This window comes from Maribacter spongiicola (assembly GCF_052119685.1).
Classification (GTDB): Bacteria; Bacteroidota; Bacteroidia; order Flavobacteriales; family Flavobacteriaceae; genus Maribacter; species Maribacter spongiicola_A.
The window spans coordinates 203174-217546 of record NZ_JBGQOO010000001.1; the positions used below are offsets into that span (position 1 = coordinate 203174).

Consider the following 14373-nt stretch of genomic DNA (forward strand, 5'->3'; position numbering starts at 1 on the left):
TGCGATAGAATAAATATGATAAGTTATTTAATGAAATCGAATTTCTAAATTTCAGATTAACTGATAAAGAAACGCGAATCTCTAAATTCCGTTTAAATTGAATATTAATTAATAAAAATTATTTGGTTAAGATGGAAGAATCTAGTTTTTAAAGGATATAGTGTAAAATACAGGCAGGTTTTACACCTGCCCATATTAACTCACTCAATTAAAACTAACTTCTTATTTATTATAAACAACTACTAAATATTAATAACCAGGGTTTTGCACCAAAGAACCATCTGACAACTGCAATTCATTTGCAGGTATAGGTCTTAATAAATGAATACTAGCATCAAAAGCACCATGGTCAATAACATGAGGGTTGTAAAGATCTATTCGCTCTTCTAACTTACCTGTTCTTTTAAGAACGGCCCATCTATTATCTTCGCCTGCAAGTTCTAATGCTCTTTCATTTAAGATATTGTCAATAGTAACCGAGGTATATTCATTTGCCACACCAGTAGCGCGCTCACGAACTATGTTTAAATGATTTAATGCAGCTGCAGTATTACCTGCTCCTAAATAAGCCTCTGCCGCAATTAAATGTGTACCTGCTACTCTGTATACAAATGTATCTCTAGCACCGTCGGTATCTTCATTAAAATCTTGATCATCAAATTTCTTGAATATTGGGAAATTTGTACGTTCAATATTCAAAGAGTATAAATAATTAACTCCCGGTACATCTTCAGGCAATCCAAAAAGATATTGATCTGGCTGGTATACCCAATAACGATCTAAACGCTCTGCCAATTCTTCCGCATCTAAAGTATTCTTAGGATAATACACGATAGTATCACCAGCAACAATATTATCTGGACCATCTGGCTCATCGCTATCTGCAATAATTGCACGATGAATTGTAGCATCCTCTCTTGTATCATTATCAGCAAATAAAGAATAAAAGAAAGGAGTAGGCATTGCTCCAAAACCACTTACACCATATGGAGTTGTAGTTCTATTTACACCAGGATAATTAAAAACCTGATTCATAAAAAGCGAATGCTTGTTGTTACTTTTATCTGCTGCCAAACCACTATTTCCATATTGTACGGCAAATAATATTTCATCATTTTCTTGATTATCATAATCAAAAACCTCAGCATATGATTGACTACGAATATCATAATTACCAATTGCTTGCTCAGCCAATGCTGCAGCAGTATCAAAATCGGCAGAACTACCTGCAGATGTGTACGCTCTTGTAAGATATACCTCTGCCAATAAATGTTGTGCCGCTCTTTTAGATATTCTACCTGTACTAGGGTTATCTATCAATGTAGGAATAGCCTCTTCTAAATCTAAAATTATTTGAGCATATGTTTCAGCCTCAGAAGACCTAGCATAATCTGTACGAATAGTTTGAGCTTCTTCCAGTTCAATAACTACACCACCATATTGCTGCACTAAATTAAAATATGCCAAACCTCTAAGCGCTTTTGCTTGTGCAATACCATAATCTCTATCGCCTAAATTAGCATCGCTCCAGCTTATTTGATTTTCAAACCTATTAATAACGGTATTCGCTTTACCAATTACACTATAGTTATTGGACCAAACCGCTAAGCCTGTGCCAGAATTTAAATTGAAATAATCATTAGTTGCGCTAAAAGAGAATATTTCACTTTTACTTGTAAAAATATCTGTGCCCAAAAATTGGTACGTATACTCATTGTATACATTTCGCAGACTACTATATACACCGATCACTAATTGATCTGCATTGTCTTGAGTAATAAAATTCTCAGAAGTAATATCTGAGTATATTTCTTCTTCTAAATAATCCTCGCATGCATATGACAGCGACAGCATAACCAAGAAGACCGTTATAATCTTTATATATTTAAATAGTTTCATCTTTTTATAGTTTAAAAATTAGTACGATAATTTTAATCCGAATAAAACTGTTTTAACCGAATACCCCATGTTATAGGAATTCTGTAAACCTGTTTCTGGATCTGGACCAGTAAAATCGGTAAAAGTGAATGGATTTTGTACATCAAGTGATAAACGTAACGTGGACATTTTCAACTTGTCTAAAAGGTCTTGAGGAAATGAATAGGCAAGACCAATATTACCAATTCTTACAAAGGACATATCTTCATAAAACCAAGGATAAGAAGACTCTCCATATTCTGGTGAAGGATATTTAGCATCAGGATTATTAGGTGTCCAATAATCTTGTTTTAAGCTGTTGAATACAGCACCGTCACCGTTGAAGCTCGCAAAATTTTGATGAAATTCTGAATGACCGAATACCCCTTGTCTTGTATTCACTTGCACGTTCATTTCAAGATTCTTGTAATTGAACGTGTTTGTCATACCTGCAATCCAATCTGGGGATTGAGAACCAATAACCCTTTTATCTTCTTGATTAATTACACCATCACCATTTTGATCAACATATTTATATTGCCCAGGTAATAATCCATAAGATTCTGCTTCTGCAGCTTCGTCTATTTGCCAAATACCGTCAACCTCATAATCAAATGTAGCATCAATTGGTGCGCCTACTTGTAAAACACCGTTTAATCTAGAATCTGACCCAACCAAAATCTGGTCTATATCATCATAAAGGGCAAGTATTTCATTATCATTCTTAGTGTAGTTGATATTCGTACGCCATGTAAAATTATCTGTACGTACGTTAACAGTGTTTAAAGTAAGTTCTACACCTCTGTTTCTTACAGAACCAAAATTACCTATGGTACCAGAGTCGCCGAAGCCGGTTACAAAAGATAATTGACGGGCAAGAATACTGCCTTCAGTTTCTTTACTATAGTATTCAAAACCAAAATTAACTCTACTATTTAGGATCGATAAGTCTAACCCAAAGTTATATTCTTTAGAAATTTCCCAAGTTAAATCTGCATTAGAAAGACCTGCAACAGATTTACCAATGTTGAAATCATCACCAAACAAATAACTGTCTTGAGATAAGAAGGCAAGTGAACTATATGGATTAACTGTTTTATCGTTACCAGACTCACCATAGCTTAAACGTAGTTTTAAATTACTAAGCCAATCTACATCCTTTAAAAATGGTTCTTCGCTTGCTCTCCATGCAAAAGCTGCAGATGGAAAGAATGCCCATTTATTTCCTACTGCCAATTTAGATGAACCATCGTATCTACCTGTAAAAGTAAATAGGTATCTATCTTTTATATTATAGTTTAAACGACCTGCAAAAGAAGCTAATGTCTCCTTTTCATAAAAACTACCATAGTCTCTAGGTACATCAGAGCCACCTTGTGTATTAAAGAACAAGTAAGCATCAGTATCAAAATTACGTACTTGAATATCACTCCCTTCAGGGTTAGAATAATATATAGAATTGATTAAAGTTGTTTTAAGATTATGACCTTCAGCAATATCAAAATCGAAATCAAGAATATTATCCCAAGTATAAGATGTTTTAAAATCTGATTGATAATGAGACTGAATTCTTGAAGGATCATTTCTAGAAGACTTCGTCAACAAACCACGATATTCTCCAAAACGTTGTGCAGAAATATTTGGTGAAAATTGTGTTTTAAAGTTGATCCAATCGTTTGGTTTATAGTTGAAAAACACATTTGCAATAACGTCTAAAGATCTATTGTTTAACCTCCATGCACCTTGCGCATCATATATAGGGTTAACAAATCTTAAATCTTGATCATCTGGAAATAGAATAGGCTCTCCGTTTTCATCATAAGGATTAACCGTTGGCGCTAAACGTAACGTACTTCTAAACAATTCTCTACTACCCTGCTCTCTTTCAGAAAGGGCTAAATATGATTTAATACCTACAGTTACCTTATCAGATACCTTTTTAGATAGCGAAGCACTTAAGTTATACCTTTCGTACTCTTCTATTCCCATAACACCTTCGTCATGTAAATAACCTATAGATCCATTGTAAACCAAACCATTACTACCACCAGACATACCAACGGTATGGCTTGTTTGTAAGCCAGATTTTCTAAATGTATCCATCCAATCGGTATATCTACCATTTGCAACATTTGATGCTTCTTCGTTAGAAGATTGAATTTCTGTAGACCTATCTACTACTACACTATTATAAGATGCAACAGTTCTATCTGTACCTTGCCATGCTCTTGCTCTTAAAACATCATCAACAAACTGAACATATTCAGGACCCGAGTAAAGTTCTGGTATGTTAGTTGCCGAACGCAAACCAAAAGAAGAATCATAAGTAAAAACAGTTTTGCCTTCAATTCCGCTTTTAGTAGTAATAATTACAACACCGTTAGCACCTCTAGAACCATAAATAGCGGTTGCTGAAGCATCTTTTAAAATATCCATCTGCTCAATATCAGAAGGATTTAAAACACTGATGTCATCAAAAAATATTCCATCAACCACAAATAGCGGTTTAGAAGGATCATCTGCTAAATCATCACTTACACCATCACGTTCACCACCTTGATTTGCAGTAATAACCGTATTACCACGTATTTTAATAGATAATGGCGCACCAGGCTTAGAGTTTAATGTTCTAACATCAACACCCGCAATACGACCTTGAATTGCTTGACCAATATCGGTCTTTCTCTGTTCTGTTAGTGTTTCACTGTCAACTGAAGCAACAGCACCGGTCAAGTCACTTTTCTTTACAGACCCATATCCTATTACTACAACCTCATCTAACTGTGCGGTATCTTCTGTCATAGTTACCGATATGTTAGATTGACCGGAATAAGCTACCTCTACTGGTTTATAACCTAAATAGGATACACTTAAGACATTTCCTTCCTCTACTGAAATGCTAAAATTTCCATCAAAATCCGTTACCGTACCATTTGATGTTCCTTTTACTACAATAGATGCTCCTGGAATAGGCATACCCTGGTCATCTGCCACCGTACCCGTTACGCTACTCTGCGCCCATAGTACTGATGACACGCCCAATAAAAGGAATACCATTAATAGTTTTAGTTTTTTCATTTTTGTTATTGTTAAGTTAATTGACTACTAATGTATTGTTAAGACCATGTTAACGAATGGACATATTCATCGGAAATATGGACAGCCATAAAAAAATGGATTATTTTTAACTTGCTAAATCATCAAATAATCTCCTTAATTTTTAAATATTTCATATAGCTATTAGACAAAAAATTACATATTTTCATTTTTCAATACATAACACCATTTAACGTTTAGAATGCTAAATCCATGCTTTGTATTAAAATGTCCATCCCTTAAAACCACAATCGCTGTACTTTGTAGAGCCATTTCAAAACCAATACATTAATAATGAAAAATTACCTTTCAACCAGTAAATTACTGATGGTAACAGCACTAGCATTAATAGTTAGCTGTACCGAAAACACTAAAGATGAAACCCCTTGGGTAGATTTATTTGACGGCACAACTTTAAACGGTTGGAATAAACTAGGTGGCGATGCTACCTATAATGTAAAAGACGGTGCAATTGTAGGCACTACCACCCATAATACACCGAATACATTTTTGACCACAGATAAAATGTATGATGATTTCATTTTAGAATTAGACTATAAAGTGGATTCGACTATGAATTCTGGTATACAGATTAGAAGTAATAGCATACCTACCTATAGAGATGGTAGAGTACATGGATACCAAGTTGAAATTGATCCATCTGAAAGAGCATGGAGCGGTGGTATATATGACGAGTCTAGACGTGGATGGTTAAACCCAATGACAGACAACCCGGCTGCACAAAAAGCGTTTAAGCAAAACGACTGGAACCATTATCGTATAGAAGCAATTGGCGACACTATTAAAACCTGGGTAAACGATGTTCCTGCAGCTTACTTAATTGATGATAAAACTGCGAAAGGATTTATCTGTTTGCAAGTACACAGTATACATGATGATCAAAAAGCTGGAACGGATATTATTTGGAAAAATGTAAAAATAGTTACTGATAGCGTTTCCAAATATTCTAGAAAATCGCCACTTACTCCTATCATCACCAAAAATCAATTAACTATTGATGAGAAAAAAGATGGATGGAAATTACTTTGGGATGGAGAAACTACCAACGGGTGGAGAGGTGCCAGGCTAGAAGAGTTCCCAGAACAGGGTTGGAAAATTGAAGATGGAATTTTAAGTGTTCTTTCTTCAGGAGGCGCAGAATCTTCTGCCGGTGGTGATATTGTTACCAAAGAACTTTATGGAGATTTTGAATTAAAAGTAGATTTTAAACTGACACCTGGTGCTAACAGTGGTATCAAGTATTATGTAGATACTAATATTAACAAAGGTGAAGGTTCTTCTATAGGACTAGAATATCAAATATTAGATGACAACCTTCATCCAGATGCTAAACTAGGAAATCATGAAGGTAGTAGAACGGTAAGTTCATTATACGATTTAATTCAGGCTGATGTAAATAAACCAATTAACCCAATTGGTGAATGGAATACAGCTTACATTATATCAAAAGATAACCACGTAGAACATTGGTTAAATGGTACAAAGGTTTTAGAATACGAACGAAAGAGCGATGCATACAGAAAGTTAGTTTCTGAAAGCAAATATGTTAAGTGGCCCAATTTTGGGGAATTGGATAAAGGTCAAATTTTACTTCAAGACCACGGTGATTTGGTTTCTTTCAAAAATGTAAAAATTCGTTCAATTAGTAATACTAAAGAATAAACAACATGAGTTCAAATAGAAGAGATTTTATAAAGAAAACTGCAATTGGAGCCGTTGGGGCTACTTTAGTTGGCTCTAGTGCAAATGCTATGACAGCTAAGAGTTATTCTAAAATAATAGGTGCAAACGATAGAATTAATGTTGCAATTCAAGGTTTGGGAAGAAGATATGGTGCATATATACCAGCAATAGCCCATAAAAAAAATAACGTAGAGCTTAAATATTTATGTGATGTCATGAAAAGTCAGCGAGATAAAGCTGCTACCGAATTGGCTTCTAAAATTAATTATAAGCCACAATTAGAAAATGACATTCGTAAAATTTTAGATGATAAAGACGTTGACGCTATATTTATGTCAACTCCTGATCACTGGCATGCGCCTGGTGCATGTATGGCAATGCAAGCCGGTAAACATGTTTTTTTAGAAAAGCCGTGTAGCCATAATCCTCGTGAGGGAGAATTGGTCGTTGCTTATCAAAAGAAATTCAATAAAGTGGTGCAAATGGGTAACCAACAACGTTCAGCACCAGAGTCTCAAGAAATAATAAAAGAAATTCACAATGGTGTTATTGGTGATGTATATAAAGCAACTGCTTTTTATGTTAGTGCCAGAGGTCGTGTACCACACCAAACAAAAGCAAATCCGCCAGAAGGTTTAGATTGGGATTTATTTCAAGGTCCTGCTCCAAGAAGAGCATATACAGATAACACTTGGGATTATAACTGGCACTGGTATGGTTGGGATTATGGTACCGCAGAGATGGGTAACAATGCTACTCATGAATTAGATATTGCACGATGGGCATTAGGTGTAAAATATCCTGAAAAAGTATCTGTTGATGCAGGTAAATATCACTACAAAGATGATGGCTGGGAAATGTATGATACTATGGAAGCTACATTTAAGTTTGCTGGCAATAAAACCATAAAATGGGACGGTAACAGTAGAACCGGATATCATAAATACGGCAACAAATATGGAAGAGGTACAATAGTAGCTGGTTCTGAAGGTACAGCTTACATTGATCGTGGTGGATATAAATTATTCGACCAAAAAGGAGGTCTTATCAAAGAAAATATTTCAGCGAACGAAGAAGCAGGTACAGCACTTGGTGGTGGTGGCGATATGTCAACATTGCACACGGTTAACTTTTTTGATGCATTAAGAGGTAAAGCTGAATTAACTTCACCAATAGATGAAGGTGCTATTAGCCAAATGCTTACGCATTACGCAAATATAGCTTCAAGAATAGATGACTCTTTTGAAATAGATGAAACAACTGGTCGTATATTTAATAGAGAGGCTATGAAATTATGGTCTAGATCCTATGAGCCAGGTTGGGAAATTAAACCTGTATAATCTCTTCATATTAATAAGATTAAAAACACTACTGCATCTACTTTTCTATAAAGTTTGGAAAGTATCTAGAATGATAAAGGTGTAGTACAATCTAAAAGTAAATAAACTAGATACTATGTTTTAAACAACATAGTATCTAGTACTACTTATCATAAATCAACTTACCGTAAAACCTATGAAAAAGCATATTTGCATATGTCTTATCACCCTTTCTATTTTCTATTGTCAAGCTCAAGATAGTACTAGTAATATAGATTTGAGAACTACTTTCAACAGTCCTGCTGAAATAAGTGAAGTATCAACAGACACGTATTTATTAGATTTTGGTAAAGCATATTTTGGTACAGTTGAATTGAGGAGTACGACAACTCAAAACGATTCGTTAGTCATTCACCTTGGTGAAAAATTAGATGCACAAAATAGAATAGACAGAAATCCAGGTGGGTCTATTAGATATCAAAGAATTGTATTGCGTAATCTACAAGCAAATACGATTACCAATATTGAACTGATCCCTAACAAAAGAAATACATCTGGTGCAGCTATACTGTTACCTAATAGTATAGGCGTAGTTATGCCTTTTAGGTATTGTGAAATTGAGAATTTAAAAATACCTATTGAAAATATAGAAGTCTTTCAAAAAGCGACACATAATAATTTTAATGAAGAAGCAAGTAGCTTCTCCTCTTCAAATGCAATATTAGATTCTATTTGGAAACTTTGTAAGCATACTATTAAAGCTACCAGTTTTACGGGTTATTATGTAGATGGTGACCGTGAAAGAATACCGTATGAAGCAGATGCCTATATAAATCAATTAAGTCATTATAGCGTAGATAGTCTTTATGCTATGGGAAGAAGAACCAATACCTACTTTATAAAAAACCCAACTTGGCCAACAGAATGGTTGCTACATACCGTACCCATGTTTTATGCAGATTATATGTATACGGGCGATTTAGAACCACTAAAGGAGCATTATGAGAATCTAAAGTTAAAGACTTTAATGGATTTGGAACGTGAAGACGGACTCATCAGCTCTTCTTCTCCGCAAATGAACGAAGAGTTAATTTCAAAATTAGGTTTTAAGAAACCTGATACAAAAATCAAAGATATTATAGATTGGCCACCAGCACAAAAAGATACTGGTTGGGAATTGGCTACTGCAGAAGGCGAAAGAGATGGTTATGAAATAGTTCCAGTGAATACAGTCGTCAATTCTTTTTACTACTACAACCTTGTCCTAATGGCAGAGGTTGCTGAATTTCTTGAAAAAGACGATGATGTTGTATTTTTTCAAAATAAGGCTGCAACCATCAAGAGCGTTATTAACACTAAATTATTTGATACTAAAAAAGGGTATTACTTAGATGGAGAAAATTCTAATCATTCTTCTTTACATGGCAATATGATGCCACTCGCTTTTGGTCTAGTACCCAAAGAACATATTAAAACCGTAACAGATTTTATAAAAACCAGAGGAATGGCTTGTAGTGTTTATGGGTCTCAATACTTATTAGAAGGATTATATAAAAGTGGCGAGGCACGGTACGCATTAGACCTAATCACAGAAACAGAAAGCGATAGAAGTTGGTGGAATATGATTGAAATAGGTGCAACCATGACTTTAGAAGCTTGGGATGTAAAGTACAAACCGAATTCTGATTGGAATCATGCTTGGGGTACAGCGCCTTTGAACATTACTACTCGTTACATGTGGGGTATAAAACCAAAAACAGCCGGTTTTAAAGTAGCTGAAATTAAACCTCAACTGGCAGACTTAACTTTTTCTAATATTAAAGTACCTACCAAAAACGGCATCATAACCGCTAGCTTTAAAAAAGACAAAAATACAGACCGTTATACCATTGAAATTCCTAAGGAAATGATCGCAGAATTTACAGTTCCCCCAATTTTTTCAAAAATTAAACATAATGGTAAAAAGGTAAAAATAACCCATAATCCGGTACATCTAAAAAGTGGTGTTCATACCATTGAATTGAAACAATAAATAGTACAATATGAACTTATTTAGTATAGAAAACAAAGTAATATTAATTACCGGAGGTGGCGGAGTACTTGGCGGTGAAATGGCTAATTATTTACTTTCAAATGGCGCTACAATCGTTATTTTAGATTACAAAGATGATATTGTAAACGCAGCCGTTGAAAAACTTAAAACCATTGGCGATAATGTATCTGGTTTTGTGTGTAATGCCTTAGAAGAAGAAAGTCTAATTAAAGTTTCAGATGAAATTATAGCGCAACATGGTAAAATAGATATTCTAATAAATGCTGCAGGCGGTAATATGCCTGGTGCAACTATAGGTGTTGACCAAACTATTTTTGATGTAAACATTGATCACTTTAAAAAAGTGGTAGACCTTAATTTATTTGGCAGCATTCTACCCGCAATGGTTTTCGGCAAAGAAATGGTGAAGAATAAACAAGGTGTTATCATTAATATATCATCAATGACTGCACAAAGTGCAATCTCTCGAGTGGTAGGCTATTCTGCATCAAAAGCAGCTATAGATAATTTCACGAAATGGTTGTCTGTAGAATTAGCTACAAAATTTGGAGAAGGTTTACGTGTTAATGCTATTGCTCCTGGTTTTTTTATCGGAAATCAAAATAGAAATCTTTTAATTGACCAAGAAACCGGTAATTTTACTGACAGAGGTGATACCATTATTAGAAATACACCCATGAAAAGATTTGGTGAGACGGACGAATTAAATGGTACTATTTATTACCTATGCGCAGAGGCATCAAAATTTGTAACAGGCGTAATAGTCCCAATTGACGGAGGTTTTAGTGCTTTTAGTGGAGTTTAATAAAATATAATTTAGAAAAATGGAACAAACATGGCGTTGGTACGGTCCAAATGACCCCGTATCATTATCAGATATTAGACAAGCAGGTGCAACAGGTGTAGTTAGTGCTTTGCATCATATCCCTAATGGCGTGGTATGGCCGGTAGAGGAAATTATTGAGCGTAAGAATATAATAGAAGCCGCTGGCTTAACATGGTCTGTTATAGAAAGCGTTCCCATTCATGAGCAAATAAAAACCCAAAAAGGGGATTATAAAATTTATTATGAGAACTATAAACAAACCATTGCTAACTTGGGTCAATGTGGTATAGATACGGTCTGTTACAACTTCATGCCTGTATTAGATTGGACAAGAACCAATTTAGATTATGAAGTGGAAGATGGCTCTACCGCACTTCGTTTTGAAGCTGCTGCTTTCGCTGCGTTTGAATTGTATTTATTAAAAAGACCAGGTTCTGAAGACACCTATTCTGAAGCTCAAAAAACTGCCGCCAAAGAATATTTAAAAACACTTTCTGAAGACGATAAAACCAAATTAATCAGCAATATTATAGCTGGTCTACCTGGTGCAGAAGAAGGATATTCTCTAGAAGAGTTCAATACAATTTTAGCTACCTATGACGCTATTGGACCAAAAGAACTTAAGGATAATTTATTCGAATTTTTATCTAATATTATTCCGGTAGCTGAAAAGGCGGGTGTGCGTATGTGTATACATCCTGATGATCCTCCATTTCCAATTTTGGGACTTCCAAGAGTTGTAAGTACAGAGCAAGATATCATTGACCTTTACAATGCTGTTGATAGCCCAAACAACGGACTTACATTTTGCACAGGTTCATTTGGTGTTAGACCAGATAATGACTTACCAGGAATGATAAAGTGCTTAGGTGATCGTATTCATTTTATTCATTTACGTAGTACACAACGTGATGCCGATGGTAATTTTCATGAAGCAAATCATTTAGAAGGAGATGTAGATATGTTTTCGGTAATGCAGGCATTGGTAAAAGAACAAGAAAAGAGAAAAGCCTCTGGCAGAACAGATACCAGAATGCCATTACGCCCAGATCATGGTCATAAAATGTTAGATGATTTAAGAAAGAAAACAAACCCAGGTTACTCTGGCATAGGTAGACTAAGAGGTTTAGCTGAGCTACGAGGTCTAGAAATGGGCATTAGAAAAAGTATGAAATAGCTTGGTAATTATTTATCAAGTGCTTGAAGTTCTTTCTCTGTAAATTCCATACCAGAGGAGGACTTTATACCTCTTAATTCTTGAATACGCTTTGCGCTTAACCCTTTTGGATCATCAGAAAAAGCATTTGTTACATATGATATAATATCGGCTATATCTTTATCCGTAATTGTTTCGTTTCGAATAAGTCCGGGCATAGCCAGATTGATGTTATATTCAACCCCATTTACATGAACGGGACCTTCTAAACCGTGTAAAATAATTAGCGCTAAACGTTCCGTATTTTTAACGTGCTCTGAGCCCATTAACGGTGGTGCAAGTCCGTCGATACCTTGACCGTTAGCACCGTGACAAGAAGCGCATATTTGATAAAACATTTTAGCCCCACTAGTTCGATTATCTTCATTGATGGATTTTCTTGTGAAAATAGAATTTACCTTTTCATTTTTCTTATCCGATAAACTTCTAGCCAGTTTATTGACGAATTCCGTATGCTTGAACTTATCCATGAAAACTGAATTCTGAAAAATTAAAGAATCTGCATTCGATAGACTACTCATCAATGATTCAGTGACAGTGCTATTTTTGAGCCTTCTCTCTAGTATTTTCTCAAGTATAGGTGTAAATTTCACTTCATTTAAAGCTAGCCATTGACCTAAACCATTTGCTAAATAAATATCTAATTCAATATTATTTCTATCTATAACCGTGTTAAAAACTTTAGCGGCTTTTTCAATATTTTCTTTGGTTACAAACCGTTTTAATAGCACAAGAGCATGTGCCACTACTTCTGAATGTTCGCTTTTCATCACCTCAGTCAAAAAATCAAACGACAAAGCGTCCCAACCTTCTAAAACATATAATGCGTGTATTTGAGTCAATTTATTTTCAGAATTAAGCACTACATCTTTAATTTCATCTGTAGCTTTTGTCAACCTTTTAAAAATTAAATAATGTTGTGCACGGTCTCTAATCCAACCATTTGTATTAGATAAAAGGGAAACTAACTCTGTTGCACCTAAAGCATCAAAATCAGGAATTATTGTAGCAACTTCATTTTTGCGCTTCACCTTTAATATGCGTCCGAAATTAATTATAGTATCTATTCGAGTAGTTTTTGTTTTTTCCTTCAAATAAGGGCTCAAATATGCATGATGGCCAATCATGCCGCGGTGCATATCTACTATATACATACTACCATCTGGACCGTTCTTTAAACTTACAGGTCGAAAACCTTCATCGGTAGATGCCAAAAACTCCTTTCCTTGCCATGCATGTTTTGCAATTACTGAATCGCCCGTAAAAGTCAGTAATGCTCGTTTAATCAAATTACCTTCTGGTATACAGATAAAAACGTTTTGGTCATATTCTTCGGTAAATGCCCCACCCCTATATACTAGCGGACCACAAGCTGCTGTAGCATCAACTAAAAGGCTATCTGCATTTAAAACACCTTTAGCATACCCTCTATTTACAGATGTGGCATGTAAAGGATAAACGCGTTGATCGGTTGTCAACAGTTTGTCTACACTAGCTTTTGGAGTAAAATATTTGTTACTAATTAATGTATTTGGCAACACATAATCACCCAACAAAACCCGTGAATTGTCATTGTAATATAATCGTCCGAAATTATCATGGGTCATACCCCATTGCCCTCTAAAGGTTGTGGGTTCTTTAAGCCAAACTCCGTTATCTCTTCTATATCTAAAATTTGACTTTGCGTTATATATCCAATTATCAATATTTAATTCTAAAGCGTTAGGTTGATGCTCAGGATTACCTTCTACAGCGTAGATTGAATCTACCAATACTCTATTTACAGGCAGATCGTTTTCTATTTCAACAAACCATAAATTTGGTGGGATCGCATATAATAATCCTCCATATACATGAGATAACGCTCTCGGCATCACAATACTATCCATAAATACTTTTGAATGGTCGGCAACACCATTACCATTTAAATCTTCAAGAATAAGAATACTACCTGTTGGATCATCTTCCTCCGAACCTTGCATGTCACTCATGTAACCTGGCATTTGAGCTACCCAAACCCTACCTTTTGAATCAAAATCGATAGCTACCGGAGCTTTTAATAAAGGTTCGGCTGCGACAACTTCCAATTCAAAGCCATTTTCAATTTTATAAGATTCTAACGAAACTTCAGTTTCGGTAAAAGATTCTTGACATGAGAATAATAAACAAGTAAAAATAAATAGGGGAATAAACGTAATGCGCATAAAATAATTCAATTTTAGGTAAAGATAACAAGTAGGAA

The 14373-nt window shown here is 35.0% G+C and carries 8 protein-coding genes; 5 read left to right on the forward strand and 3 right to left on the reverse strand.

All coding sequences use genetic code 11. The features are described from left to right. Positions 1 to 249: 249 nt before the first annotated feature. Positions 250 to 1899, reverse strand: a complete 1650-nt coding sequence (locus ACEN2N_RS00800; RefSeq protein WP_441822552.1) for a RagB/SusD family nutrient uptake outer membrane protein — start codon at positions 1897 to 1899, stop codon at positions 250 to 252. A gap of 18 nt (positions 1900 to 1917) precedes the next feature. Continuing rightward, positions 1918 to 4995, reverse strand: coding sequence for a SusC/RagA family TonB-linked outer membrane protein (locus ACEN2N_RS00805; protein ID WP_441822553.1), 3078 nt, complete (start codon positions 4993 to 4995; stop codon positions 1918 to 1920). Positions 4996 to 5307: 312 nt separating this feature from the next. Here ACEN2N_RS00805 and ACEN2N_RS00810 point away from each other — a divergent pair, with 312 nt between their 5' ends. The 5 genes from ACEN2N_RS00810 (at position 5308) to uxuA (ending at position 12092) form a co-directional block, all read left to right on the forward strand. Beyond that, on the forward strand, positions 5308 to 6696 hold the full coding sequence (locus ACEN2N_RS00810) for a 3-keto-disaccharide hydrolase (RefSeq protein ID WP_441822554.1): 1389 nt from the start codon (positions 5308 to 5310) through the stop codon (positions 6694 to 6696). Between the two features lie 5 nt (positions 6697 to 6701). Continuing rightward, entirely contained in the window at positions 6702 to 8057 is a 1356-nt protein-coding gene (locus ACEN2N_RS00815; protein ID WP_441822555.1) for a Gfo/Idh/MocA family protein, read from the forward strand. 175 nt (positions 8058 to 8232) lie between these two features. Beyond that, on the forward strand, positions 8233 to 10068 hold the full coding sequence (locus ACEN2N_RS00820; protein ID WP_441822556.1) for an alpha-L-rhamnosidase-related protein: 1836 nt from the start codon (positions 8233 to 8235) through the stop codon (positions 10066 to 10068). Positions 10069 to 10078: 10 nt separating this feature from the next. Beyond that, entirely contained in the window at positions 10079 to 10894 is an 816-nt protein-coding gene (locus tag ACEN2N_RS00825) for an SDR family oxidoreductase (protein WP_441822557.1), read from the forward strand. 19 nt (positions 10895 to 10913) lie between these two features. Further along, entirely contained in the window at positions 10914 to 12092 is a 1179-nt protein-coding gene (gene uxuA, locus ACEN2N_RS00830) for a mannonate dehydratase (protein WP_441822558.1), read from the forward strand. 8 nt (positions 12093 to 12100) lie between these two features. Here the strand turns inward: uxuA and ACEN2N_RS00835 are convergent, their stop codons facing one another. After that, entirely contained in the window at positions 12101 to 14335 is a 2235-nt protein-coding gene (locus tag ACEN2N_RS00835) for a DUF7133 domain-containing protein (RefSeq protein ID WP_441822559.1), read from the reverse strand. Positions 14336 to 14373: the final 38 nt, after the last annotated feature.

Coding starts and splice junctions, on each gene's coding strand:
- ACEN2N_RS00805 (WP_441822553.1), bottom strand. CDS start 4,995: ATGAAAAAACTAAAACTATTAATGGTATTCCTTTTATTGGGCGTGTCA.
- uxuA (WP_441822558.1), top strand. CDS start 10,914: ATGGAACAAACATGGCGTTGGTACGGTCCAAATGACCCCGTATCATTA.
- ACEN2N_RS00820 (WP_441822556.1), top strand. CDS start 8,233: ATGAAAAAGCATATTTGCATATGTCTTATCACCCTTTCTATTTTCTAT.
- ACEN2N_RS00800 (WP_441822552.1), bottom strand. CDS start 1,899: ATGAAACTATTTAAATATATAAAGATTATAACGGTCTTCTTGGTTATG.
- ACEN2N_RS00835 (WP_441822559.1), bottom strand. CDS start 14,335: ATGCGCATTACGTTTATTCCCCTATTTATTTTTACTTGTTTATTATTC.
- ACEN2N_RS00815 (WP_441822555.1), top strand. CDS start 6,702: ATGAGTTCAAATAGAAGAGATTTTATAAAGAAAACTGCAATTGGAGCC.
- ACEN2N_RS00825 (WP_441822557.1), top strand. CDS start 10,079: ATGAACTTATTTAGTATAGAAAACAAAGTAATATTAATTACCGGAGGT.
- ACEN2N_RS00810 (WP_441822554.1), top strand. CDS start 5,308: ATGAAAAATTACCTTTCAACCAGTAAATTACTGATGGTAACAGCACTA.